The organism is Jiangella gansuensis DSM 44835 (genome assembly GCF_000515395.1).
Taxonomy (GTDB): Bacteria; Actinomycetota; Actinomycetes; order Jiangellales; family Jiangellaceae; genus Jiangella; species Jiangella gansuensis.
Genome location: NZ_KI911782.1, coordinates 724,224 through 747,007, shown reverse-complemented (window position 1 = coordinate 747,007; position 22,784 = coordinate 724,224). Strand labels below are relative to the sequence as shown.

Here is a 22,784-nt window from a genome sequence, read left to right as displayed (position 1 = left end):
GCTGGACGGACGCCTTGCTCGCCACCCCCGTCCCGCCCGGCGCCGGGCGGGACGGGCACGACGGTCAGCGGCCGACGGCCTCCTCGACGCGCTTGCCCAGGGTCTCGTCGACGCTGCGCCAGTAGGCGTAGACGCGCTGGCGCAGCTCGTCGGACGTCACCTGGCCGACGTGGCCGGCGATGTTGCCCACCAGACGGTCCCGGGCGGCGTCGTCGAGCACCTCGCGCACGAGGGTGCCGGCCTGGCCGAAGTCGTCGTCCTCGGCGTGGAGGGTGGCCGCGGCACGCACCAGCTCGCCGTCGGACTCCCACCCGGCGTCGCCGACCAAGGACGGGACCGCTGCTGGTCCTCCAAGCGAGTTCGGCGCGTACACCGGCCGGTCGGCAGCGGCGTACGAGAACCGCATGGCGCCGTCCTTGGAGTACGAGTTCACCTCGGCCTTGGGCGCGTTGACCGGCAGTTGGGCGTAGTTCGTCCCGATGCGGTACCGGTGCGCGTCGGCGTAGGAGAAGATGCGGCCCAGCAGCATCTTGTCCGGGCTGGCGGCGATGCCGGGCACGAAATTGCTCGGCTCGAACGCCGCCTGCTCGATCTGCGCGAAGTAGTTCTCCGGGTTGCGGTCCAGCCGCAGCGTGCCGACCTTGATCAGCGGGTAGTCGCCCTTCGGCCACACCTTCGTCAGGTCGAACGGGTTGAACCGGTAGTCGGCGGCGTCGGCGTAGGGCATGACCTGCACGTGCACCGTCCAGGACGGGTGCTCGCCGCGGTTGATGGACTCGTAGAGGTCGCGGATGTGGTGGTCGGCATCCTCACCGGCGATGCGGTCGGCGTCGGCCTGGGTCAGGAACTCGTGGCCCTGGTCGGTCCGGAAGTGGTACTTGACCCAGAACCGCTCGCCCGCGGCGTTGATCCACTGGTAGGTGTGCGAGCCGAAGCCGTCCATGTTGCGCCAGGTGCGCGGCAGGCCGCGGTCGCCCATCAGCCAGGTGACCTGGTGCGCGCTCTCCGGCGACAGCGTCCAGAAGTCCCACTGCATGTCGTGGTCGCGCAGGTTGGAGCCCGGCAGGCGCTTCTGGGAACGGATGAAGTCGGGGAACTTGATGGTGTCGCGCAGGAAGAACACGGGCGTGTTGTTGCCGACGACGTCGTAGTTGCCCTCGGGGGTGTAGAACTTCAGCGCGAAACCGCGGGGGTCGCGCCAGGTGTCCGGGCTGCCCTGCTCACCCGCGACGGACGAGAACCGAGCCAGCGCCTCGGTCCGCGCACCGGGCTGGAAGAGCGCGGCCTTGGTGAACTGGCTGACATCCTCGGTGACCTCCAGCACACCGAAGGCGCCGCCGCCCTTGGCGTGAACGACCCGCTCGGGCACCCGCTCACGGTTGAACTGGGCCAGCTTCTCGACGAGGTAGTGGTCGTGCAGGACGATCGGGCCGTTGGGGCCGACGGTCAGCGAGTGGGCGTCGCTGGCGACCGGGGCGCCGGAGTTCGTGGTCGTGTGCGGGGTGGAGCTCATCCGTTCTCCTCTTTTACGAGTGGTCTTTCGGGTGGTCCTGCGACGCCTGGCACGACGGGCAGCGCCCCCAGAACGTCACCTCGGCCTCGTCGATGTCGAAGCCGTGAGCGTGCGCGGGCACCAGGCACGGCGCCGCACCGGAGCAGTCGACGTCGACGATGACGCCGCAGCCCCGGCAGACCATGTGATGGTGGTTGTCGCCGACGCGGGTCTCGTAGCGTGCCGGGGACCCGGCCGGTTCGATACGCCGCAGCAGCCGCGCCTCGGTGAGCGCGTGCAGCACGTCGTAGACGGCTTGAGTGGACACCGCGCCGAGCGAGGCGCGGACCTGCCTGGCGACGGTGTCGGCGTCGGCGTGCGACTCGCGCTCCAGCGCCACCAGGACGCCGACCCGAGGAGCAGTGACCCGCAGGCCCGCGGCGCGCAGCCGCGCCGCGGCATCGTCGCGCAGCTGCTCGTCGGTGGTCACCCGACGATCTTCGACCCTTTTCTGGAATCAGTCAAGTAAGCGGCTAGATCCAGGCGGGATGTCCGGTTACGCCTCGACGTCCGGCGGCCCAGGGTCCGGGTGGCGGCGCAGGTGGGCGATGCTCGCGCCCAAGCCGCCCCACACGATCAGGATGGCGATGATCAGCATCACAACGGCTCCGGTGCTCATGCTCGCTCCTTCCCGCCGACGGCGTCGAGCTCAGCCGGCACGAACTCGTCACGTCCGCGCCAGGGCACCAACGACAGCAGCAGGGCGACGAGGATGGCACCGATGGCAACACCCCAGCCCACGACGAGGAGGAAGCCGTCGGAGTAACCGCCGTAGTTCTCCTCGAACTCCTGCCGCAGGCTGTCCCACATCATCCAGCCCAGCACCACCGGCGTCACCAGGCCGAGGACGATCTGCCACCACACGCCGAGCCGCACGGTCGACGTGAGGTTGGCATGGGCTTGGAACATGGGCAGGCGGCGCAGCACCCAGGCGACGACGATGACGACGGCCAGTGCCGCGAGCGCGATGCCGTACTGGTTGATGAAGTGGTCGGCGAGATCGAGATAGTGCAGCCCCTGCGCCGTCGGGAACAGCAGGATGGACACCAGCGCCACCGCGCCACCCACGGAGAGCACCGCCGGGACCCTCGCCATACCGGTCCGGTCCTGCACGGCCGAGACCACGACCTGCACGATGCTGATCAGAGACGTGACGCCGGCGATGACCAGCGACGCGAAGAACAGCACGCCGAAAACGCCGGCCCCGCTCGTCAGCGTGGAGATGATCTGCGGGAAGGCGATGAACGCCAGGCCGATCCCGGATTGCGCGACGTCACCGACCGCGACCCCGCTGGCCGCCGCCATGAAGCCAAGCGTGGCGAAGACACCGATGCCGGCCAGGATCTCGAACGAGCTGTTGGCGAACCCCGCCACCAAGGCGGAGCCGGTGAGGTCGGACCGGCGGTGCAGATGCGAGGCGTAGGTGATCATGATGCCGAACCCGACCGACAGGGAGAAGAAGATCTGCCCGTACGCGGCCACCCACACGCCGCCGTCGGTGATGGCGTCCCAGTCCGGCGAGAACAGCGCGTCCAGGCCCTGGCTGGCCCCGTCGAGGAAGAGCGCGCGGCCGACCAACACAAGGAAGAGCACCACGAGGAGCGGGATGAAGATGCGGTTGGCCCGCTCGATGCCGCGCCGGATCCCCAGCGCGAGCACCACCAGCACGAACACCCACACGGCCACCAGCGGCCAGAGCACGCCCGAGACGTATGACGTCACCCACCCTGCGTCGCCGACTTGCAGGAAATCGCCGAGCAGGAACGCCTCCGGGTCGTCGCCCCAGTCCTGCCGGACCGAGAACCCGGCGTAACGCACTGCCCAGGCGATGATGACCGCGTAATAGGCCGCGATGACGAAACAGATGGCCACCTGCCACCAGCCGAGCACCGTCGCCCGTCGGTGCAGGCGACGGAAGGCCAGCGGCGGTGAGCCGTGGAACCGGTGTCCGATGGCGTATTCAAGGACCAGCAGCGGTATGCCGGCGGTGAGCAGCGCCACCAGGTACGGCAGTAGGAACGCGCCGCCACCGTTCTCGTACGCGACATAGGGGAACCGCCAGATGTTGCCCAGGCCGATCGCCGACCCGACGGCCGCCATGAGAAATCCGGCCCGGGTGCCCCATTGCTCCCGTTGCTGTTGCATGCACACTCCCTCGGCGAGGTTGCGTCCGAGATTAGCGGGACCCTACGACAGCGGGGAAGCCCTCACGCGCGTGCCCGCAGCCGCTGGGCGACATCGACGGCCCAGTACGTGAGGACGATGTCGGCGCCGGCCCGGCGGATGGACGTCAACGACTCCAGCACGGCCCGGTCGAGGTCGATCCAGCCCCGCTCCGCCGCGGCCTGGATCATCGCGTACTCACCCGAGATCTGGTACGCCGCCACCGGCACGTCGACGGCGTCCCGCACGCGGGCCAGCACGTCGAGGTACGACATGGCGGGCTTGACCATCACCATGTCGGCGCCCTCGGCGACGTCGAGAGCGGTCTCGCGCAGGGCCTCGTAGCCGTTGGCGGGATCCTGCTGATAGGTCTGGCGGTCGCCGCTGAGCGAGGACTCGACCGCGTCGCGGAACGGCCCGTAGAACGCCGACGAGTACTTGGCGGCGTAGGCGAGGATGGCGACGTCGGTGTGACCGGCCGCGTCCAGCGCGTGCCGCACAACCCCCACCTGGCCGTCCATCATGCCGCTGGGTCCGACGACGTGGACACCGGCCTCGGCCTGGGCCACGGCCATCCGGCCGTACACCTCGAGGGTCGCGTCGTTGTCGACAGTGCCGTCGGAGGCCAGGACGCCGCAGTGCCCGTGGTCGGTGAACTCGTCGAGGCACAGGTCGGCCATGACGACCGTGGCGTCGCCGACCTCGGCGATCACCTCACGGATGGCGGCGTTGAGCGGGCCCTTGGGATCGACGCCGCCGGAGCCGACGGCGTCCTTGCGCTCGGGGATGGCGAACAGCATCAGCCCGCCCACGCCGGCCTCGACCGCCTCCAGTGCGGCCTTGCGCAGCGACTCCATGGTGTGTTGCACGACGCCCGGCATGGAGCGGATAGGGCGCGGTTCGGTGGCGCCCTCGCGGACGAACATCGGCAGCACCAGGTGCCGCGGTTCCAGCGACGTCTCGGCGACCAGCCGCCGCATCGCCGGATTGCGGCGCAGCCGCCGCGGCCGGACCTCCGGGAAACCCATGGAAGTCAAGTATGCTCCCTCCCGCTTCACCATGCCTGCATTCCTGGTGAAGCGGGAACACCCCAACGCAACGTGATCATTTCCGAACTACTGCGCGCTCTTGCGGCGGGCGGACGCACGCCGCCGCTGCGACGGCTTGAGCACCGGATCGCCGGCATCGACCAGCGCCTGCCGGCGCGCCGCCCCGAACTGCGCCAGCGCCTCGGCCAGCGCCTCGATGGACGGCTCTGGAGCCAGCACGTCGACCCGCAGGCCGTGCTCCTCGGCCGTCTTCGCCGTCGCCGGACCGATGCAGGCGACGACGGTGGACGCGTGCGGCTTGCCGGCGATGCCGACCAGATTGCGCACCGTCGACGACGACGTGAACGCGACCGCGTCGAACTTACCGGTCTTGATCGCGTCACGGGTCTCGGCCGGCGGCGGCGCGGCGCGCACCGTCCGGTACGCCGTCACGTCGTCGACCTCCCAGCCCATCTCGGCCAGCCCGGCCGCCAGCGTCTCGGTGGCGATGTCGGCGCGGGGCAGGAACACCCGGTTGATCGGGTCGAGCACCTCGTCGTACGGCGGCCAGTCGGCGAGCAGCCCGAGCGCGGACTGCTCCCCCGACGGCACCAGGTCCGGCTCGATGCCCCAGGCCCGCAGTGCCTCGGCGGTCTTCTCACCGACCGCCGCGACCTTCAGCCCGGACAGCGCCCGGGCGTCCAGCCCGTACGCGGTCAGCTTCTCCTTGACCGCGCGCAGTGCGTTCACCGAGGTGAACGCGATCCACTCATAGCGGCCCTCGACCATGCCGCGCACGGCCTTGTCGATCTGCTGCGGGTTGCGCGGCGGCTCGACGGAGATGGTGGGCACCTCTTCCGGCACCGCGCCGGAGCGACGCAGCGCCGTGGACAGCACGCCGGCCTGCTCCTTCGTCCTCGGCACCAGGACCCGCCAGCCGAACAGCGCCTTCGTCTCGAACCACGAGAGCGCGTCGCGGTGCTCGACGGTGTCGCCGATGACGACGACGAACGGCCCTTGCACCTTGGCGGCCTTGGTGTCCGCCGCCACGTCGGCCAGCGTGGACACGATGGTCTGCTGTTCGACGGTGCTGCCGGAGGTCACCACCGCCACCGGGGTGGACGGCACCCGGCCGGCGTCGACCAGCGCGTCGGCGACGGGCCCGAGCTGCTCGGTGACACCGGTCAGCAGGATGGTGTCGGCGGTACAGGACCGCAGGTCGATCTTGCCGCCGACGTCGAGGATCTCGACGCTGCGCCGACGGCCCGTCACCAGCGGGATGCCGGCGTGCGCCGCCACCGAGGTGGCTGTCGCGACACCGGCGACCAGTTCGAACGGGATACCGGCCTTGACGCAGGCGAGCGCTTCGTCGGCGCCGGTGGCGTGGATGAACGGGTCGCCGCCGAGCAGCCGCACCACCCGTCGTCCCCCCTTGGCGGCCTGTACGAGGCGGCGCCCACGCGCCGCCGCGGTCAGGGTGGCGCCTTCGTCGTCGGCGCTGACGTCGACAACCTCGACGATCCCGGGCGCGTGGCTGAGCATCGCGCGGTGCGCCGGTTCGTCGATGACGACGACGTCGGCCCCACCGAGCACCTCGACCGCCCGGAGCGTGAGCAGCCCCGGGTCGCCGGGACCGGCGCCGACGAACGCGACGCCACCTTCTTCGGTGCGCTGCTGCGCACGTCGCGGAGTGGTCACGTGACTATCTCCTCCTACGACGCCGGATCCCCGGCATCGATGACTGCCCCGGCGCCGTCGTCGAGCAGCTCGCGCGCGAGCTCACGCCCGAGTCGTTCGGCCCCCTCGACGGTTCCAGTAGCTGACTTGCGGATACTCATCGCACCGTCGCGGGATGCCACGACGGCCCGGATGTAGAGCTCGAGGCCATCTTCACCCTCGGCCGCCTCGGCGTACGCCCCCACGGGAGCGGTACAACCGGCCTCGAGCACGGCGAGGAGGGAGCGTTCTGCGGTGACCGCCGCCCGGGAGGCGGGGTCGTCGAGCACGGCCAGGGCGTCGACGAGCTCGTCCCGGTCGGTCCGGCACTCGACGGCCAGCGCACCCTGGCCCGGTGCCGGCAGCATCTGCATGGGATCGAGCACCTCGGTGACGGAGTCGAGTCGGCCCAGCCGGGCCAGCCCGGCCCTGGCCAGCACCACGGCGTCGAGCGAACCGTCGGCCACCTTGCCCAGCCGGGTGTCGACGTTGCCGCGCAGCCCGACGACGTCCAGCCCCAGCCCGAGTGCCCGCAACTGCGCCTCTCGGCGTGGCGAGCCGGTGCCGACCTGGGCACCGGACGGCAGGTCGGAGAGCTTGAGACCGTCGCGGGCGCACAGCGCGTCGCGTGGGTCCTCGCGCGCCGGGACCGCGGCGACGACCAAACCGTCGGCCGGAGCCGTGGGAAGGTCCTTCAGGGAGTGCACGGCGAGGTCGACGCGCCCGTCCAGCAGTGCGTCGCGCAGCGCGGTGACGAACACACCGGTGCCGCCGATGCGGTCCAGCGGCGCCCGTGAGACGTCGCCCTTGGTGGTGATCTCGACCAGCTCGACCTCGTGGCCACGCGCACGCAACGCCGCCGCGATCGTCCCGGCCTGTGCCATGGCGAGGGCACTGCCCCGGGTACCGAGCCGTAGCGTCGCCGTGGAGGGATCGGTGTTCATGTCTTCGTGCTCCCCTCCGTGTCGGTGACCGGGTCGGGCTTGGCCACCGCGTCGATGGCGCGGCGGTCGAGGGCGAACAGCTCGCGCAGCGCGGCCTCGTAGGACGCGCCGTCGGGCTGCGCGGCCAGTTCCTTGACGCGGACGGTGGGCTGGTGCAGGAGCTTGTCGACCACCCGCCGGACCGTCCGGGCGACCTCAGCGCGGGTGCGCTCGTCGAGTTCGGGAAGGCGACCGGACATCCGGGTCAGCTCGGTGTCGACGACGTCGTCGGCCATGGACCGCAGCGCGACGACGGTGGGTGCCACCTGCGCGGCCCGCCGGGCGGACGCGAACGCGGCGACCTCGTCGGTGACGATGGCCCGCACGGCGGCGACGTCGTCGGCCATGGACCGCGCGTCGGTGACGTCGTCGTCCGCGGCGGTGCTGAGGCGGGCGAGGTCGGCGAGGACGACACCGGGCAGCTCGGCCACGCCGGCATCCACGTCATGCGGCAGCGCCAGGTCGACGATGCCGAGCGGGCGGCCGCCCCGGCGGGACATCGCGTCGGCGACGGTGTCGTACGGCAGCACCACGCCGGCCGCACCGGTGCACGACAGCACCAGGTCGACGTCGTCGAGGACCGTGGGGATCTCGCTCATGGGCACCGCGCGGCCGCCGACGGCGTCGGCGAGCCCGGCGCCGTGGCCCAGCGTCCGGTTGGCGACGACGACGTCGACGCCCTCACGCTGCAGGGTTGCCGCTGCCAGCGCGGCCATGGACCCGGCGCCGATCACCAGCGCCCGCGCGCCGTGCACCAGCTCGCGCCAGGACGACCCGCCGACCTGTCCGGTGGACCAGCCCTCGGCGCCCACCTCGGGCAGCACGCTGGCCAGGCCCAACGTGACCAGGGACCGGCCGGCCGCGTCGATGCCGGTTTCGGCGTGGGCGCGCTTGCCGACCCGCAGTGCGCTCTGGAACAGCTCGGTCAGCACCCGCCCGGTGGCACCGGAGGTCTGCGCCAGCCGGAACGCGTCGCGGACCTGGCCGAGGATCTGCGCCTCGCCGACCACCATGGAGTCCAGGCCGCTGACGACGTGGAACAGGTGGGAGACCGCACGATCGCCGTAGTGCACGTAGAGGTACGGAGTCAGCAGCTCGATCGGGGCGCCGGTGTGCAGCGACAGCAGCGCGCTGGCATCCTCGACGCCGCCGTGGAAGGTGGCGGTGTCGAGGTACAGCTCGAGCCGGTTGCAGGTGGCCACCACGACGGCCTCGGCGATCTCGTCCGAGGAGGGGACGTCGTCGAGCAGCTTCGTGACGCCCTGACGGTCCAGCGCGACGCTCTCGAGTACCTCGACCGGCGCGCTGCGATGCGACACGCCGATAGCCAGCACGCTCATCCGTTCACCGCCTCGGCCAGCTCGGCGGCCTGCTCGGCCGTCAGGGCCAGTGCCGCGCCGTTCTTGCGCTGCTCGTGGTACGCGAGGATCTGCAGCTCGGTGGAGAGGTCGACCTTGCGCAGGTCGACGCCCTCCGGCACCTGGACGATGGCCGGTGCGAAGTTGAGGATGCTGGTGACGCCGGCCGCGACCAGCCGGTCGCAGACCAGCTGAGCGGCCCGGGCCGGGGTGGCGACTACGCCGATGGAGACACCGAGCTCGTCGATGACCTGCTCGAGCTCGTCGGCGTGCCGGACGTGCAGCCCGGCAACCAGCTCGCCCACCCGGTTCGGGTCGGCGTCGACCAGCGCGGCGATGCGGAAACCTCGCGAGGCGAAACCGCCGTAGTTGGCCAGCGCGTGGCCGAGGTTACCGATGCCGACGATGACCACGGCCCAGTCCTGCGTCAGCCCGATCTCGCGGGAGATCTGATGCCGCAGGAAGTCGACCTCGTAGCCGACCCCCCGGGTGCCGTAGGAACCCAGGTAGGACAGGTCCTTGCGCAGCTTCGCGGAGTTGACGCCGGCGGAGGTGGCCAGCTCCTCGGACGAGACGGTGGCGATGCCCCGCTCGGCCAACGTGGTGAGCGCCCGAAGGTAGAGCGGGAGCCGCGCGACCGTCGCCTCCGGCACGCCGCGCGGCGGCGCTGCGGCTGGTGTCGGCGCGGACGACGGGCGGCTGTTTCGGGTCACGACACTCCCCGGTAGGCCGGCGCGGATAGCGACAGTCAGGGGGCGGGTGTCGAACCCGCACCGGCAGAACGTACGATGCGCTCTACCCTAGGCCACTTGTGAACGGATGCACAAAGTTGCTGTTCCGGCCTGAATGCTCTATATGGGCCCCCGCCGGGCGCCGGTGACGCAGAGATGCTAAGGGCCCCGTTGCCGGTCACACCGTCAGCGCCCGGCGCAGCCGATCCGGGTCCACCCGCCAAAAGTCGTGCTGAGCACCGTCGACGAAGGTCACCGGGATCTGTTCGCCATAGCGGCGCTCCAGCTCCGGGTCGCCGACGATGCTGCGCTCCTCCCAGCCGACGCCGAGATCGGCGCAGACCTGTTCGACCACAACGCGAGCATCGTCACACAAATGGCAGCCCGGACGGCCCAGTAACAGCACCCGCACCGGCTCGGTCATGACTCCAGAGTAGTGGCGGGCGGGGACGGGCCGGGCGCCGCTAGGCTGGGCGACCATGGCGTGGCTGCGTACCCGCTGGCGCCGCACCGGCGCGGCGGACACCGATGCGCGCGCCGACGCCGCCGCCAGCACGGCCGAGGCCATCGCCGGTATCGAGCTGCCGTCCGATGCCCGCGCCGCGGCCTTCTTCGACCTCGACAACACCCTCCTGCGCGGTGCCTCGCTGTTCTACCTCGCCCGCGGCATGCACGCGCGCGACCTGCTGCGCACCAGCGACATCGTGCGCTTCGGCCGGCAGCAGCTGCAGTTCATGCTGGGCGCGGAGGATCCCGACCACATCGTCGAGGCACGGGCGGCGGCACTGACGTTCATCGCCGGCCGCTCCGTTGCGGAGCTGTCCGACGTGGCCGAGGAGATCTTCGAGGAACGCATGGCCGACAAGATCTGGCCCGGCACCCAAGCCATCGCCCAGCTCCACATCGACCAAGGGCAACGGGTCTGGCTGGTGACGGCTGCGCCGGTCGAGGTGGCCACCATCATCGCCCGGCGGCTCGGGCTGACCGGCGCCCTGGGCACCGTCGCCGAACACGTCGACGGCCACTACACCGGCCGGCTGGTCGGCGACCTGCTCCACGGCGAGGACAAGGCGGCGGCGGTGCGCTCGCTCGCCGCCCGCGAAGACCTCACCCTCGCCCGCTGCTCGGCCTACAGCGACTCCGCCAACGACATCCCGATGCTCTCGTTGGTCGGCTTCCCGTGCGCGGTCAACCCGGACCGGCGGCTGCGCCGGCACGCCCGCAAGCACGGCTGGCGCATTCGCGACTACCGGGGCCGCCGGCGCAACGCCACCCTGGGCATCGCGGCCGGAACCGGCGCCGTCGCCGGCGCGGCACTCGGCATCGTCGCGGCACGCAAACGCCGCTGAGCCGGCCGCCGAGGTCAGCCGAAGGCGGGGCCGCGCAGCTCGCGCAGCTCGGTGAGCGTGCGCTGGATGGTGTCGCGCACCTGGTCGGTGAGCTCGAAGACCACCATGGGGTCGTCGGCGGCACCGGGCGGGTACTCGTCGGTGCGGATGGGCTCGCCGAACTCGATGATCCACTTCGACGGCAACGGCACCAGCCCGAGCGGCCCGAGCCACGGGAACGTCGGCGTGACCGGGAAGTACGGCAGCCCCAGTAACCGGGCCAGATAGTCGGCGTTGCCGATCATCGGGTAGATCTCCTCGGCCCCGACGATGGAGCACGGCACGATCGGCGTTCCGGTGCGAAGCGCCGCCGAGACGAAGCCGCCGCGGCCGAACCGCTGCAACTTGTACCGCTCCGAGAACGGCTTGCCGACGCCCTTGAACCCCTCCGGCCAGACCCCCACCAGCTCACCGGCGGCCAGCAGCGCCTCGACGTCCTCGTTGCAGGCCAGGGTGGAGCCGCCCTTTCGCGCCAGGTCGGAGACGACCGGAAGCTGGAACACCAGCGTGGCTCCGAGCGTGCGCAGATGACGGTGCCGGGGATGCTCGTCGTGGACGGCCAGCTGGGTCATCAGCGAGTCCAGCGGGACGGTGCCGGAGTGGTTGGCGGCCACCAGCGCGGAGCCGGCATCCGGGATGTTCTCGATGCCGCGCACGTCGACCCGGAACCAGTGCCGGTACAGCGGCCGCAGCACCGGCAGCAGGACCGTCTCGGTCAGTTCCTCGTCGAAACCGAAGGCGTCGACCTCGAAGTCACCGGTGAGCCGGCGGCCGACGAAATCGACCAGCTTGTCGAGCTGGCCGGCATCGACGCCGAGTCGGTCACGCAGCACCCGGCCGATGGAGGTGGCGACGCGGTCGACCGCGCCGGTCAGTTGGGGGTCATCGGCCATGGCCGGCCTCCCCGGTGAGCACGCCGCGCACCGTCTGCTCGACGGTGCGCACCCGGTCGCGGTCGAGCAGCCCGCCCTGGGCGCGCGCGGCGGCGAACGCGTCGAACGTCGCGAGAGTGCTGTACGCCGGCTCGAAGCCGAGCCTGGCACGCATCCGGCCGGTGTCCACGCCACGGCCGTGCGTGAGGAACCTCACCATGGCCGCGTCCATGTCGGCCACCCCGGTGCGCCGCAGCATCCCGCCGACCAGCGGGGTGCCGAGGGTAGGCAGCGGCAGCGCCGGCCGGCCCGCGCGGCGCAGCGCCTGGCTCAGCACCAGGAAGCCGTCACCGGCGACGTTGAAGATGCCGGGGCGCTCGGCGACCGTGGCCAGCCGCAGCGCGTCGAGACAGTCCCGCTCGTGCACCAGCTGGAACCGCGGATCGCGGCCAAGCGCCACCGGCACGACGGGCAACACGAAGTACTCCGACAGCGCCGTGCGGATGGTCGGGCCGAGCACGTTGGCGAAGCGCAGGATGGTGACGTCGACGTCGGGACGGCGACGGGAGAACCCGCGCACGTACGCCTCGACCTCACCGGCGTCCTTCTCGTAGCCGCCCCGCACGGACACCCCGGGCACCATGTCCTCGGAGAACAGCGCCGGCGCGTTCGGCCCGGCGCCGTACACCGCCGTGGACGACTTCACCACGACCTTGCGCACCGACTCCGAGCGCTGGCAGGCGGCCAGCAGCTGCATGGTGCCGATGACGTTGATCTCTTTCTGCGGCGCCCGGCCACCGGCGTCGGCCCGGGTGGCCAGGATGTTCATGTGGACGACGGTGTCCGGCGCGGTCCGCCGGATGGCGCGGCCGATGTCGGACGTGCGGATGTCGGCGCGCACGAACTCGGCGGACCCGATGCTCTCGGCCGGCTCGACGACGTCGACGCCGACGACCCGCTCGACCTCGGGATCGGCGGAGAGCAGCTCGGCCAGCCGGGCGCCCAGGTACCGGGCTACCCCGACGACCATCACGACCCTGGACACCGTGCCCCGCTCTCCGCCGCGCGTACTCCCCCGAGTGCGGGCACGAAGCCCGCGTGTAGCTGCTTACTTGCCCATGCGGCGACGCTGCACTCGCGTGCGGCGCAGGAGCTTACGGTGCTTCTTCTTCGCCATCCGCTTACGGCGCTTCTTGATCACAGAGCCCACAGGGCACCCTCACTCGTCAATAACGGTCAGTCGGTTGTCCACTCGCCGGCCGTTGACGTGGCCCGCGGACTGGTACCTGCCACGCACGACGGGCGCGCGCACTGGCGTAAGAGTACCCGGCAGGTCCGGTGCGTCGTCCAATCGTGATGTTTCAGCCGGCCTGCATGCCCCGCACATACGACTCGCGCAGGTACTCGTGCACCGCGCTCTCGGGGATGCGGAAGGACCGGCCCACCTGGACCGCGGGCAACGTGCCGGCATGGACCAGGCGATACACCGTCATCTTCGACACCCTCATGGCCGTCGCCACCTCGGCGACGGTGAGGAAGCGCACCTCTCCGAGTGGTGCTTCCGGTCCGTTGGTCGTCATCGCCCCTCCACGACGTGCCGGCGTCGCCATTGGTCGGGCGCGCGTGGTCGGCATCGCTACTGACCTCGATGGTAGTGGCGGATGTGACGGATGGGAAAGGGGGATGGGGAAGTGAACTCGCCGCCCGCCCGGATTGATCCGTTCTCGTGATGTTTGGTCGCTCGTGGTGCCGCTGGTTGCGCCGTCGGGTGAGGAATGCCGTCCCCGCCCGCGGGGGCTCGTCCCTCACCCCCGATGCCCGACCGAACCCCTGGCCGGCATCCCTCACCCGACGGCTTGCTTGGCGGCGGCGCCACGGCGCGGCGGTCTCGCCCGGCTCAGGCCCGCCCGCCGGTTCAGAAGGACGGGTCGATGCCGTGCAGGGGGAAGACGGCGGTGCGGGTGGCGACGACGGCCTTGTCCAGCCAGTCGGCGGGGTCGTATCCGTCCGACCAGTCGGGGAACGACAGCTCCGCGCCGTCGGTCATCCGCGACGGGGCGCGGCGGGCGTAGCGGGCCATGACGTGGTCGCGCCAGGCCTGCGGGGTGGCCGTCGCCGGGTCGATCGGGCTCTCCGCGGCGATGGCCAGCAGGTGGGTCCATGCCCGAGGCACCACCTCGATGAGCGCGTAGCCGCCGCCACCGGTGGCGACCCAGCGCCCGTCGCACAGCTCGTGCGCCAGCTCGTGCAGCAGCCGGTACGACTCGCGCTGCCCGTCGACAGTGAGGGCGAGATGCGCCAGCGGGTCCTCGACGTGGCTGTCGCAGCCGTGCTGCGTGACGAGGATCTGCGGACGCCACGTACGCAGCAGCGGCGGCACGACGGCGTGGAAGGCACGCAGCCAGCCCCGGTCGGTGGTGCCGGGCGGCAGCGCGACGTTCACGGCACTGCCCTCCGCGCCCGGACCGCCGGTCTCCTCCGGGTAGCCGGTGCCCGGGAACAGCGTCCGCGGTGACTCGTGCAGGCTGATGGTCAGCACCCGGGGGTCGTCGTAGAACACCGCCTGGACGCCGTCACCGTGGTGGACGTCCACGTCGACGTACGCGACCCGCTCGGCGCCGGCATCGAGCAGCGCCCGGATGCCCAGCGCCGGGTCGTTGTAGACGCAGAACCCGGACGCAGCGGACGGCATGGCGTGGTGCAGGCCACCGGCCACGTTCACGCCGTGGCTGGCCGTGCCGGACCACACTGCCCGCGCCGCCTCGATGGTGCCGCCCGCCACCAGCGCACTGGCGTCGTGCATGCCGGCGAAGCAGGGGTCGTCCGTGGTGCCGAGCCCGTGCGCGACGTCGACGGTGTGCGGTTCGGCCGCGCGCACCGCCGCGATGTAGTCGGACGTGTGCACCGTGCGGAGGCTGGCGTCGTCGGCCGGCTGCGGCGCGGCGACGTGCACACCTGGGCGGTCCAGCACACCCAGCTCGCGCGCGAGCCGGATGGTCAGGTCGACTCGCAACGGGTTCAGCGGATGTCCGTCCCCGAAGTCGTAGCTGGTCAGCGACTCGTCCCAGGCGACGTGCACGGCGTGCGTCATGGTGACGTCACACGGGCTCGCCCGAGGACAGTTCGCGCGAGCGATCCCTCGCGGCCTCCATCGCGGCCAGGAAGTCCGCCCGCACGCGGCCCTCTTCCAGCAGCCGCAGCGCCGCCGCCGTGGTGCCGCCCGGCGACGTCACCCGCTCCCGCAGGACGGTCGGGTGTTCACCGGTCTCGCGCAGCAGTTTGGCCGAGCCGACCAGCGTCTGCACGACGAACTCGGTCGCGGTGGCCCGTGGCAGGCCCATGTGCACGCCGGCCTCGATCATCGCCTCGACGACGTAGAAGACGTACGCCGGACCGGAGCCGGAGATCGCTGTGACGGCATCCTGCTGCTTCTCCGGCACCCGTAGCACCTTGCCGGTGGAGCGCATGAGGTCCTCGGCCTCGCGGAGGTGGGCCTCGTCGCAGTGGGAGCCGGCGGAGATGGCCGCCATGCCCTCGTCGACCAGCGCCGGGGTGTTGGGCATCACCCGGACGACGGCCACTCCGCTGGGCAGCCGGGACTCGATGTAGGCGGTGGTGATGCCGGCTGCCAGCGACACGAACAGCTGACCGGGCCGGGCAGCCTCGGCGACCTCGTCCAGCAGGGAACCCATGTCCTGCGGCTTCACCACGATGACGACGGTGTCGGCGCGCTTCACCGCGGTGGGGTTGGTGACCACCTCGACGCCGTACCGCTCGGTCAGCTCGGCCGCGCGCTCCGGCCGCCGGTCGGTGACCAGGAGTTCGGAGACCTGCCGCCCGGCCTGCACCAGGCCGGACAGCAGGGCCTCGCCCATGACTCCGGCCCCGAGGATCGCAGTCGTCATTTCTTGCTCGCCACCGATCGAAGGAAGAACGCCAGGTTGGCCGGTTTCTCCGCCAGCCGCCGGACGAGGTAGCCGTACCACTCCTGGCCGTAGGGGACGTACACGCGGACCTTCTCGCCGGCGCGGACCAGCCGGCGCTGCTCGCGCGGCCGGATGCCGTAGAGCATCTGGTACTCGTAGCTGCCCTGTTCCCGGCGGTGGCGGGCGGCCAGCGACCCGGCGATCTCGACCAGCCGGGGGTCGTGGGTGGCGATCATCGGGTAGCCCTCGCCGCCGAACAGCACCTTCATGCAGCGCACGTAGGACCGGTCGACCTCGCCGCGGTCCTGGAAGGCCACGCTCTCGGGCTCGTTGTAGGCGCCCTTGCACAGCCGCACCCGCGAGCCCTCGTGCGCCAGGTCGCGGCAGTCGGCCTCGGTGCGCCTGAGGTACGCCTGCAGTACCGCGCCCGTGCTCGGGAAGTCCTGCCGCAGCTCGCGCAGGATGCCGAGGGTGGAGTCGGTGGTGGTGTGATTCTCCATGTCGAGGGTCACCGTGGTGCCGGCGTCGGCCGCGGCCTGGCAGATCTGCCGTGCGTTGTCCAGAGCGATGGCCTCGCCGTCGCCGGGCAGTGCCTGCCCGACCGCTGACAGCTTGACCGACACCTCGACGTCCGCGCCGAACTCGTTCTTCTGCACCGCCTCGAGCAGCGACACGTAGGCCTGCGCGACCGCCGTGGCCTGCGACCGGTCGAGGGTGTCCTCGCCGAGATGGTCGATGGTCACCGTCAGCCCGTCGTCGACGAGGTCACCGGCGACGCGGACCGCGTCGGCCTGCTCGGTGCCCGCCACGTACCGCTCGACCAGATTACGGGTCAGTGGGAACCGCTCCACCGCGAGCCGCAACCGGTCGCTGTGCGACGCACCCAGCAACGCCGACCGCACCATGGATCCTGCCACGTCGGTGCCCTCTCCTCACGTCCGTCGCCTCGGGGACGACAGTTGCGCTCCGCACGGACTCCGCCAGGGTACGGCACGCCTTGCCGGAACCCCGGACGTCAGTCGGTACGGCGGCGCAGCGTCGCGGCGCCGAGGGCGAGCAGCGCGACCGAGAAGCCCAGCACGACGCCCAGCTGCGCCCAGACGGCCGGGTCGGTGTACGCCTGCACCTCGTTCATCGCGTCCACCGCGTAGGACAGTGGGAGCACGTCGGAGACGACCTCCAGGACGTCGGGCAGCTGGTCGCGCGGCACCAGCAGGCCGCACAGCAGGAACTGCGGCAGGACCAGCGCCGGCATGAACTGGACCACCTGGAACTCCGTCGACGCGAAGGCGCTGACGAACAGGCCGAGCGCGACGCCGAGGAGGGCGTCGAACACCGCGACCGCGACCAGCACCCAGGTGGGGCCGGCGGTCTGCAGGTCCAGCAGGCCGACCGCCACCGACGACGTGACGATCGCCTGGACCAGCGCGACGGTGCCGAACGCCAGCGCGTACCCGAGCAGGAAGTCCAGCTTGCCGGTGGGCATGGAGAGCAGCCGTTCCAGCGTTCCGGACGTGCGTTCGCGCAGGGTCGCGATGGATGTCACGAGGAACATGACCAGGAACGGGAAGATCGCCAGCAGCGCCGGCCCGATCCGGTCGAACAGCGGCCCGCCGTCGTAGATCCACCACAGCAGGGCCATGAGCAGGCTCGGGACCACGAGCATCAGCGCGATGGTCCGCGGATCGTGGCGCAACTGCTGGAGCACCCGGGTGGCCGTGGCCACGGTGATGCGCGGGCTCATCGGCCGCTCTCCTCTGTCGTCTCCGCCTTCTCGATCAGCTCCAGGAAGGCACCTTCGGCGTCGGCCGCGCCGGTGCGGGCCAGCAGGCCGGCCAGGGTGTCGTCGGCCAACAGCGCACCCTCGCGCAGCATGACGAGCCGCTCGCAGCGTTCCGCCTCGTCCATGACGTGGCTGGACACCAGCAGCGTGGCGCCGTCGGCGGCGAGGCGGTGGAACAGCTCCCACAACTGGACCCGCAACACCGGGTCGAGCCCCACGGTCGGTTCGTCGAGCACTAGGAGCTCCGGCTCTCCCAGCAGGGCCGTCGCCAGCGACACCCGCGAGCGCTGGCCACCGGAGAGCCGGCCGACCAGGTGGTCGGCGTGGGAGGCCAGGTCGACCTGGTCGACGGCGCGATCGACGTCCGCGGCCGGAGCCCCCAGCCCCCGGGCGTAATAGCGCAGGTTCTGCCGGACGGTGAGGTCGGCATACACGCTGGGAGCCTGGGTGACGTAGGCGACCCGGTCGCGTAGCTCCCGCGTACCGGCCTGGCGGCCGAGGACCTCGACGGTCCCGCCGGCCACCTTCTGCACGCCGACGATGGCGCGCATCAGCGTCGATTTGCCTGACCCCGAGGGCCCGAGCAGGCCCGTCAGGGTGCCGGGGCGGACCTGCAGCCCGAAGTCGTCCAGCACCGTGCGGGCACCGCGGACCACGCGCAGCCCACGGATCCGCACCGCCGGTGGCGCGGCGGCGTTCGAAGCGTAATTCATCATGTGTTGAATATCGCGCATGCACAAGGCAGCCGTCAACGCCCTCCCTCCCGTTGATCTTGGAATATTCGCGGAATCAATCCGGCGAATCGGACGAAGTTTCCGCGGTTACTCCAAGATCAACGCTGGCGACGGGGTGCGCGGAACCTCAGAAGGCGCCGTCGTAGTACTGCTGCAGCACGGGGGCCACCAGAGCGATGAGCTCCTCGTCCGACACCGACGCGATCGGCTCGAGCTTCACCACGTACCGGACGATGGCCAGGCCGATCAGGTGCGACGCCAGCGCCTCGGCCCGCAGCGGCCCGCTGGGAATGCCGTCGAACGCCACCAGCACCCGGCCGAGGATGGCCCGGGTGATGAACTGACGAAGCAGCGTGGCCGCGGCCTCGTGCCGCATCGCCGAGCGGAGCATCGCCAGAATGGGCGCCCGCGCGGCGGGATCGCCCCAGACGCCGAGAAAGGTGCGGATCGCCCGCTCGCCGATGCCCATGCCGACGGAGTCGTCGGCGATGCGCTCGCTGATGATCGCCGGGTCGAACGGGATCTCCATGGCGGCCAGGAAGAGCTTCTCCTTGGCACCGAAATAGTGGTGCACGAGAGCCGGATCGACACCCGCCGCACCGGCGATGCCCCGGACCGTGGCACCGTCGTAGCCGAGCTCGCCGAACTGGGCACGGGCGGCAGCCAGGATTTCGCCGCGAGTGTCCGGCGCGCCGCGACGCCGGCCCGCGCGCCCGCGCCCAGCCGGCCGGCCCTTCCGACGGCTCGGCTCGCTCGTCACGACGGCCCCACCGGCACACAATTCAGCATGCGATGAATCTGCCGCTGCCAGCACCGTCGCGTCAACCGGCCGCGACACGTCATCCAGCGCCGCCCGATTCCGCACCTGCTACGAGAACTCCTCAATGTGCCGATCGAACCCTTTCTCACCGAAATTCGGTGTTCTGGAACGTGCCTTTGCTTGGGCAGCCGGTTCGGCACATTCCCGACAGCCGTCAGATAATGACCAACGCGCACCGCAAACCACCCCAGACTGGGACTGGTGGCATCAAACCCGCAGGACACAGCAGTTCGGGCGGCCGAAATCCGGCGGCGGGAAGAAACATCCGACCAGACCTGTCACACCAATGAGGTGACTCTCCGACAACACGCTTGACATAGGCGCTCGACCCGTCAAAGCTGTCGTGCTGATGCGCATCACGGCACCATCCGCCCGCAACACAGTGTGATCATTCGAGGAGTATTGTTGTGAAGAACGTACTGCGCGGCGCTCTCGTCGCTGGCGTCGCCTTCGCGGCCTGCGTCGGCTTCGGGGCTACGGCCTCCGCTACCGGCTCCGACCGTGTCGAGGTCCCGGGCACCGACGCGCTGCCCGAGGTCGACATCCTGAACAACGCCTGCGTCCTGCCCTGGTTCTGGCAGGGCCCGATCAACTTCCTGGTCGAGAACCAGGACGGGTCGTACTCGGCCTGCAACGGTGCCGCTGAGGACACCGAGGGCAGCAGCATCGGCGACAACGCCTGCATCCTGCCGTGGTTCTGGCAGGGCCCGTTCAACATCCTGCTGGGCAGCCAGTACGGCGAGTACGAGGCCTGCAACGGCTCGGAGGAGATCCCGGCCGACATGCAGGAGCAGCTGACCGAGCTGCTGCCGGAGGGTGTTGCTCTGGACGAGCTGACCGAGCAGGAGCTGCTCGACCTGCTGCCCGAGGGCACGCAGCTGCTCCCGCAGGGCAACTGAACCCTGCCTGACACCGTCCAGGTGTTCGACGCCTGACAGCTGAGAGCACGGGGCGGAGGTTGCCCGACCGCATTCTCCTGCGGCAATCTCCCCCGTGCTGCTCGGCGGCGCTTGTTCACGCGCCGGAGGTCATGCCGCCTTCGGCGCGTTCGCGTGCCCGCGCGACCATCTGAGCCGTGCCGTCGGGGCCGACGGCGAACGCCGTCTGCACCGACGCGGCGAGGTTGAGCCGGGTGAACGCCAATGCCTCGGCGAGATCCGCCTCGCGCTCCGCGGTGCTGCGCGCCCGGCGGGTGGTCACTTCGAGGATGACCGCCCCGGACCACTCGATGCGGGCCAACCGCTCCAGCAGTGCCGAACACGGCTGCTTGCCGCGCCCCGGGATCAGGTGCTCGTCACGCGACGAGCCGGTGCCGTCGGTCATGTGCACGTGACTGAGCCGGTCGCCCAGCGACTCGGCCATCTCCAGTGAATCCATGCCGGCCACCGCGGCGTGCGACAGATCGAGCGTGATGTGCCGGTAGTCCTCGTCTGTGGGGTCCCAGTCCGGCGCGTACGCGGCCACCTCGCGGCCGGCCGCACGCCAGGGGTACATGTTCTCGACCGCGATGGTGACGCCGGACTCGTCCTCCAGCCGCGCCACCGTCTCCACGAAGTTGCGTGCGTACTCGCGCTGCCAGCGAAAGGGCGGGTGGACGACGACGGTGGACGAGCCGAGCCGCCTGGCCGCCTCCAGCGAGCGGGTGAGCCGCTGCATCGGGTCCGGCGACCACACCCGCTGGGTGATCAGCAGGCACGGCGCGTGCACCGACAGCACCGGCATGCCGTAGCGCTGCGCCAGATCGTGGACCTGGTCGATGTCCTGGCTGACCGGGTCGGTCCAGACCATCAGCTCTACGCCGTCGTAACCCAGCGACGCCGCCATCTCGAAGGCGGTCGCGACTCCCTGCGGGTACACCGACGCCGTAGACAGCCCCACCGGCGATTCGGGAACGCGCAGCACCCCGGAAGCACTCTGGCGCAGTTCGGACACGCTCCCAAGCGTAAGCGGCGCGGGGGTCGCCCGGGCCGCGCTCGCGGCAGGAGTTCGCCGCAGGCGGGGGAACCTCAGGGCAGCAGGCTCTCGTCGTATTCCCAGTGCCAGCATTTGGGATTGCCTTCGAGCGGAGCGGGAGGCCAGCGGGGAAGCACCCCCGCTGGCTCCCTCGACCGCCTTACGGGAGGCAGCCGTGTCCGCAGTATTCCCCATCGACGCACCTGAGCACGACGACGAGTACTACCTGCTAGACGAGTTCGCCCGGTCCCCCGAAGCGGCTGGACCGCCGGAGCCGCGCCGTCGGGTCTCCTTCCAGGACCTGAAGCGATGAACCGGGACTTTGCGCTCCTGCTCCTGGCCCTCGTCTTCATCAGCATGGCGGCGTTCGTCGCCGCCTCACTGATCGGGAGGTAGCCATGACCCCGCCGTCGAACAAGGGCATGCGGTTCCCACCGGAACCGTTGACCCGTGCCGAGGTTGGCGCCCTGCTGGGCGCCGCCTCCCGGCGTAGCAACTCCGGTGTCCGGCTTCGTGCCCTGGTGGCCACGCTCTACGGCTCCGGGCTCCGGATCTCTGAGGCCCTGGCGCTACTGCCCAAGGACGTGGACTTGGACGCGGGCACCGTCCGCGTGCGCAACGGGAAGGGCGGCAAGTCCCGTCTCGTGGGGATCGACCCGTACTCGGCATCCCTGATCCAGGCGTGGCTGGACCGCAGGGCACAGCTCGGGCTGACGCACCGGCACCCGGTGTTCGCCAGCTACTCGAAGGGCCACGTGGGCGACCTGATGTCGCCCCGCTACGTCCGGGCAGCACTGGCCAAGCTCGGCATGAAGGCCGGGATCGCCAAGAGGGTGCACCCGCACGGGCTACGCCACAGCCTGGCGTTCGACATGGCTGAGACCGGGACCCCGGTGCACAGCATCCAGCGCCAGCTTGGTCATGCCTCGCTGGCCATCACGAGTAGGTACGTCGACCACCTTCGCCCTACCGATGTTGTGCAGACGATGCGCGCTCGTGACTGGCAGACGGCCTGACCGCAGACCCTGAATGCAAAGAAGGCCCCGCCCGGCGGTAAACCGGGCGGGGCTCTTCGTCGTCTACGTTCTGTCCGACCTGCGCTGTAGCGTGGGTCATCCGTTCATGAGCTGGGGGGCATCATGAAGGCACGGGGGTTCGTGACAGCGCTTGCTGTCCTGGCATTGTCGGGCTGCGTCATCGAGGCGGAACGCACCCCGCCACCGCCACCGAGCACCCCACCCATGAGCGAGAGCGAAATGCTGTTCGCGAGCATGCTCATGGACCTGTGGGACCACGCCTCGGACGGGGAACGCCGTCTCATGTGCGACGGCTTCGAGCAATACGGCGGTGAGTTCGTCGTTGACGCCATGAAGACGAACTACCCGCCCGACCGCCCGTTCCATGACTGGGTGGCCGTCGTGTTCCTTGAAGAGGTCTGCTGATCCATTGGCCAGGGATCGAACACCAGTTCTACTCTGGCCTAGTGCCCACGCCGAACTTCTACTATGCGAACGAGGAGATGCCGCCACAGGGCGTGCCTCCACGCAACCAGGGCCACATACCCGTCATCGTTCGCCTGATCAACGAGGCCAACGGCGTGCACTACCGACCGGCAGTTGCCATCCGTTGGACGCAGACACACGTCATGGTCAAGATCGAAGGCGCTGGTCATCAGGGCGCCGATGACTTGGCGTGGGTGCGGGCATCGGACGTGTGGCGCATCCTGAGGCAAGGCGACCTCACCCGTTGATGCCCACCCACCGCCCCAGGCCTCCGC

Annotated in this window: 27 protein-coding genes; 6 read left to right on the top strand and 21 right to left on the bottom strand. The window is 70.6% G+C overall.

The features are described from left to right. Positions 1-64: 64 nt before the first annotated feature. The 10 genes from JIAGA_RS0103830 to JIAGA_RS0103785 all read right to left on the bottom strand — a co-directional run bounded on the left by JIAGA_RS0103830 (position 65) and on the right by JIAGA_RS0103785 (position 9,955). Positions 65-1,513, bottom strand: coding sequence for a catalase (locus JIAGA_RS0103830; protein ID WP_026874634.1), 1,449 nt, complete (start codon positions 1,511-1,513; stop codon positions 65-67). A gap of 13 nt (positions 1,514-1,526) precedes the next feature. Further along, on the bottom strand, positions 1,527-1,982 hold the full coding sequence (locus tag JIAGA_RS0103825; protein ID WP_084469450.1) for a Fur family transcriptional regulator: 456 nt from the start codon (positions 1,980-1,982) through the stop codon (positions 1,527-1,529). A 66-nt stretch (positions 1,983-2,048) separates the two neighbouring features. Further along, the gene (locus tag JIAGA_RS33645; RefSeq protein WP_084469449.1) at positions 2,049-2,171 is read right to left on the bottom strand and encodes a methionine/alanine import family NSS transporter small subunit; all 123 of its coding nucleotides are present in this window, start codon (positions 2,169-2,171) and stop codon (positions 2,049-2,051) included. Beyond that, positions 2,168-3,697, bottom strand: coding sequence for a sodium-dependent transporter (locus JIAGA_RS0103815; protein ID WP_026874632.1), 1,530 nt, complete (start codon positions 3,695-3,697; stop codon positions 2,168-2,170). Before JIAGA_RS0103815 ends, JIAGA_RS33645 begins: the two co-directional genes overlap by 4 nt. A gap of 62 nt (positions 3,698-3,759) precedes the next feature. After that, positions 3,760-4,743, bottom strand: coding sequence for a porphobilinogen synthase (gene hemB / locus JIAGA_RS0103810; RefSeq protein ID WP_026874631.1), 984 nt, complete (start codon positions 4,741-4,743; stop codon positions 3,760-3,762). A gap of 87 nt (positions 4,744-4,830) precedes the next feature. Further along, positions 4,831-6,441 (bottom strand): bifunctional uroporphyrinogen-III C-methyltransferase/uroporphyrinogen-III synthase, encoded by a 1,611-nt coding sequence (locus JIAGA_RS27410; protein WP_035812063.1) that lies wholly within the window; start codon positions 6,439-6,441, stop codon positions 4,831-4,833. A 14-nt stretch (positions 6,442-6,455) separates the two neighbouring features. Then, complete coding sequence (hemC, locus tag JIAGA_RS0103800) at positions 6,456-7,403, bottom strand: hydroxymethylbilane synthase (RefSeq protein WP_026874630.1); 948 nt, start codon at positions 7,401-7,403, stop codon at positions 6,456-6,458. Beyond that, the gene (locus JIAGA_RS27405; RefSeq protein ID WP_035812061.1) at positions 7,400-8,782 is read right to left on the bottom strand and encodes a glutamyl-tRNA reductase; all 1,383 of its coding nucleotides are present in this window, start codon (positions 8,780-8,782) and stop codon (positions 7,400-7,402) included. The genes hemC and JIAGA_RS27405 overlap by 4 nt, the downstream gene beginning before the upstream one ends. Beyond that, on the bottom strand, positions 8,779-9,513 hold the full coding sequence (locus JIAGA_RS27400; RefSeq protein ID WP_051425667.1) for a redox-sensing transcriptional repressor Rex: 735 nt from the start codon (positions 9,511-9,513) through the stop codon (positions 8,779-8,781). The genes JIAGA_RS27405 and JIAGA_RS27400 overlap by 4 nt, the downstream gene beginning before the upstream one ends. A 196-nt stretch (positions 9,514-9,709) precedes the next feature. Beyond that, on the bottom strand, positions 9,710-9,955 hold the full coding sequence (locus JIAGA_RS0103785) for a glutaredoxin family protein (RefSeq protein WP_026874629.1): 246 nt from the start codon (positions 9,953-9,955) through the stop codon (positions 9,710-9,712). Between the two features lie 55 nt (positions 9,956-10,010). Here JIAGA_RS0103785 and JIAGA_RS0103780 point away from each other — a divergent pair, with 55 nt between their 5' ends. Further along, positions 10,011-10,880, top strand: a complete 870-nt coding sequence (locus JIAGA_RS0103780; RefSeq protein ID WP_026874628.1) for an HAD family hydrolase — start codon at positions 10,011-10,013, stop codon at positions 10,878-10,880. 14 nt (positions 10,881-10,894) lie between these two features. Here JIAGA_RS0103780 and JIAGA_RS27395 read toward each other — a convergent pair whose 3' ends face one another. From JIAGA_RS27395 to JIAGA_RS0103735, 10 genes are all read right to left on the bottom strand, one after another. Next, on the bottom strand, positions 10,895-11,812 hold the full coding sequence (locus tag JIAGA_RS27395; RefSeq protein ID WP_084469448.1) for a lysophospholipid acyltransferase family protein: 918 nt from the start codon (positions 11,810-11,812) through the stop codon (positions 10,895-10,897). Further along, on the bottom strand, positions 11,802-12,836 hold the full coding sequence (locus JIAGA_RS36325) for an NAD-dependent epimerase/dehydratase family protein (RefSeq protein ID WP_211239497.1): 1,035 nt from the start codon (positions 12,834-12,836) through the stop codon (positions 11,802-11,804). The genes JIAGA_RS27395 and JIAGA_RS36325 overlap by 11 nt, the downstream gene beginning before the upstream one ends. A gap of 63 nt (positions 12,837-12,899) precedes the next feature. After that, entirely contained in the window at positions 12,900-13,001 is a 102-nt protein-coding gene (locus JIAGA_RS33640; protein WP_074946526.1) for a 30S ribosomal protein bS22, read from the bottom strand. A gap of 151 nt (positions 13,002-13,152) precedes the next feature. Continuing rightward, positions 13,153-13,371, bottom strand: a complete 219-nt coding sequence (locus JIAGA_RS0103765; RefSeq protein ID WP_026874627.1) for a helix-turn-helix domain-containing protein — start codon at positions 13,369-13,371, stop codon at positions 13,153-13,155. Between the two features lie 335 nt (positions 13,372-13,706). Continuing rightward, the gene (locus JIAGA_RS0103760) at positions 13,707-14,882 is read right to left on the bottom strand and encodes an acetoin utilization protein AcuC (RefSeq protein WP_026874626.1); all 1,176 of its coding nucleotides are present in this window, start codon (positions 14,880-14,882) and stop codon (positions 13,707-13,709) included. A 7-nt stretch (positions 14,883-14,889) separates the two neighbouring features. Continuing rightward, positions 14,890-15,696, bottom strand: a complete 807-nt coding sequence (gene proC / locus JIAGA_RS0103755; protein WP_035812058.1) for a pyrroline-5-carboxylate reductase — start codon at positions 15,694-15,696, stop codon at positions 14,890-14,892. Next, entirely contained in the window at positions 15,693-16,622 is a 930-nt protein-coding gene (locus JIAGA_RS0103750) for a proline dehydrogenase family protein (RefSeq protein ID WP_026874624.1), read from the bottom strand. Before JIAGA_RS0103750 ends, proC begins: the two co-directional genes overlap by 4 nt. A 110-nt stretch (positions 16,623-16,732) precedes the next feature. Next, the gene (locus tag JIAGA_RS0103745) at positions 16,733-17,461 is read right to left on the bottom strand and encodes an ABC transporter permease (protein ID WP_026874623.1); all 729 of its coding nucleotides are present in this window, start codon (positions 17,459-17,461) and stop codon (positions 16,733-16,735) included. After that, positions 17,458-18,216, bottom strand: coding sequence for an ABC transporter ATP-binding protein (locus JIAGA_RS0103740; RefSeq protein ID WP_026874622.1), 759 nt, complete (start codon positions 18,214-18,216; stop codon positions 17,458-17,460). Before JIAGA_RS0103740 ends, JIAGA_RS0103745 begins: the two co-directional genes overlap by 4 nt. Positions 18,217-18,361: 145 nt before the next feature. Further along, entirely contained in the window at positions 18,362-18,994 is a 633-nt protein-coding gene (locus tag JIAGA_RS0103735) for a TetR/AcrR family transcriptional regulator (protein ID WP_026874621.1), read from the bottom strand. A 467-nt stretch (positions 18,995-19,461) separates the two neighbouring features. Between JIAGA_RS0103735 and JIAGA_RS27385 the strand changes: the two genes are divergently transcribed. Further along, complete coding sequence (locus JIAGA_RS27385; RefSeq protein WP_035812056.1) at positions 19,462-19,953, top strand: hypothetical protein; 492 nt, start codon at positions 19,462-19,464, stop codon at positions 19,951-19,953. 115 nt (positions 19,954-20,068) lie between these two features. Here JIAGA_RS27385 and JIAGA_RS27380 read toward each other — a convergent pair whose 3' ends face one another. After that, the gene (locus JIAGA_RS27380) at positions 20,069-20,953 is read right to left on the bottom strand and encodes a sugar phosphate isomerase/epimerase family protein (protein ID WP_425402776.1); all 885 of its coding nucleotides are present in this window, start codon (positions 20,951-20,953) and stop codon (positions 20,069-20,071) included. A 229-nt stretch (positions 20,954-21,182) separates the two neighbouring features. On the opposite strand from JIAGA_RS27380, the gene JIAGA_RS34275 reads away from it, so the two are divergent. The 4 genes from JIAGA_RS34275 to JIAGA_RS27370 all read left to right on the top strand — a co-directional run bounded on the left by JIAGA_RS34275 (position 21,183) and on the right by JIAGA_RS27370 (position 22,757). Continuing rightward, the gene (locus JIAGA_RS34275; RefSeq protein ID WP_157552667.1) at positions 21,183-21,320 is read left to right on the top strand and encodes a hypothetical protein; all 138 of its coding nucleotides are present in this window, start codon (positions 21,183-21,185) and stop codon (positions 21,318-21,320) included. An 85-nt stretch (positions 21,321-21,405) separates the two neighbouring features. Beyond that, a complete protein-coding gene (locus JIAGA_RS27375) occupies positions 21,406-22,023 on the top strand; it encodes a tyrosine-type recombinase/integrase (protein ID WP_051425666.1) in 618 nt (205 codons plus the stop codon). 225 nt (positions 22,024-22,248) lie between these two features. Beyond that, a complete protein-coding gene (locus JIAGA_RS0103710; RefSeq protein WP_026874620.1) occupies positions 22,249-22,449 on the top strand; it encodes a hypothetical protein in 201 nt (66 codons plus the stop codon). A 41-nt stretch (positions 22,450-22,490) separates the two neighbouring features. Beyond that, positions 22,491-22,757 carry a hypothetical protein gene (locus JIAGA_RS27370; RefSeq protein WP_035812053.1) on the top strand — a complete coding sequence of 89 codons (267 nt, stop codon included), beginning with the start codon at positions 22,491-22,493 and terminating at the stop codon, positions 22,755-22,757. Positions 22,758-22,784 lie beyond the last annotated feature (27 nt).

What these genes read in the sequence shown, in the direction of transcription:
- JIAGA_RS0103830 (WP_026874634.1), bottom strand. Translation starts at nt 1,513, where the DNA reads ATGAGCTCCACCCCGCACACGACCACGAACTCCGGCGCCCCGGTCGCC.
- JIAGA_RS33645 (WP_084469449.1), bottom strand. Translation starts at nt 2,171, where the DNA reads ATGAGCACCGGAGCCGTTGTGATGCTGATCATCGCCATCCTGATCGTG.
- JIAGA_RS0103815 (WP_026874632.1), bottom strand. Translation starts at nt 3,697, where the DNA reads ATGCAACAGCAACGGGAGCAATGGGGCACCCGGGCCGGATTTCTCATG.
- hemB (WP_026874631.1), bottom strand. Translation starts at nt 4,743, where the DNA reads ATGGGTTTCCCGGAGGTCCGGCCGCGGCGGCTGCGCCGCAATCCGGCG.
- hemC (WP_026874630.1), bottom strand. Translation starts at nt 7,403, where the DNA reads ATGAACACCGATCCCTCCACGGCGACGCTACGGCTCGGTACCCGGGGC.
- JIAGA_RS27405 (WP_035812061.1), bottom strand. Translation starts at nt 8,782, where the DNA reads ATGAGCGTGCTGGCTATCGGCGTGTCGCATCGCAGCGCGCCGGTCGAG.
- JIAGA_RS0103785 (WP_026874629.1), bottom strand. Translation starts at nt 9,955, where the DNA reads ATGACCGAGCCGGTGCGGGTGCTGTTACTGGGCCGTCCGGGCTGCCAT.
- JIAGA_RS0103780 (WP_026874628.1), top strand. Translation starts at nt 10,011, where the DNA reads ATGGCGTGGCTGCGTACCCGCTGGCGCCGCACCGGCGCGGCGGACACC.
- JIAGA_RS27395 (WP_084469448.1), bottom strand. Translation starts at nt 11,812, where the DNA reads ATGGCCGATGACCCCCAACTGACCGGCGCGGTCGACCGCGTCGCCACC.
- JIAGA_RS0103765 (WP_026874627.1), bottom strand. Translation starts at nt 13,371, where the DNA reads ATGACGACCAACGGACCGGAAGCACCACTCGGAGAGGTGCGCTTCCTC.
- JIAGA_RS0103760 (WP_026874626.1), bottom strand. Translation starts at nt 14,882, where the DNA reads ATGACGCACGCCGTGCACGTCGCCTGGGACGAGTCGCTGACCAGCTAC.
- proC (WP_035812058.1), bottom strand. Translation starts at nt 15,696, where the DNA reads ATGACGACTGCGATCCTCGGGGCCGGAGTCATGGGCGAGGCCCTGCTG.
- JIAGA_RS0103750 (WP_026874624.1), bottom strand. Translation starts at nt 16,622, where the DNA reads ATGGTGCGGTCGGCGTTGCTGGGTGCGTCGCACAGCGACCGGTTGCGG.
- JIAGA_RS0103745 (WP_026874623.1), bottom strand. Translation starts at nt 17,461, where the DNA reads ATGAGCCCGCGCATCACCGTGGCCACGGCCACCCGGGTGCTCCAGCAG.
- JIAGA_RS0103740 (WP_026874622.1), bottom strand. Translation starts at nt 18,216, where the DNA reads ATGATGAATTACGCTTCGAACGCCGCCGCGCCACCGGCGGTGCGGATC.
- JIAGA_RS27375 (WP_051425666.1), top strand. Translation starts at nt 21,406, where the DNA reads ATGACCCCGCCGTCGAACAAGGGCATGCGGTTCCCACCGGAACCGTTG.
- JIAGA_RS0103710 (WP_026874620.1), top strand. Translation starts at nt 22,249, where the DNA reads ATGAGCGAGAGCGAAATGCTGTTCGCGAGCATGCTCATGGACCTGTGG.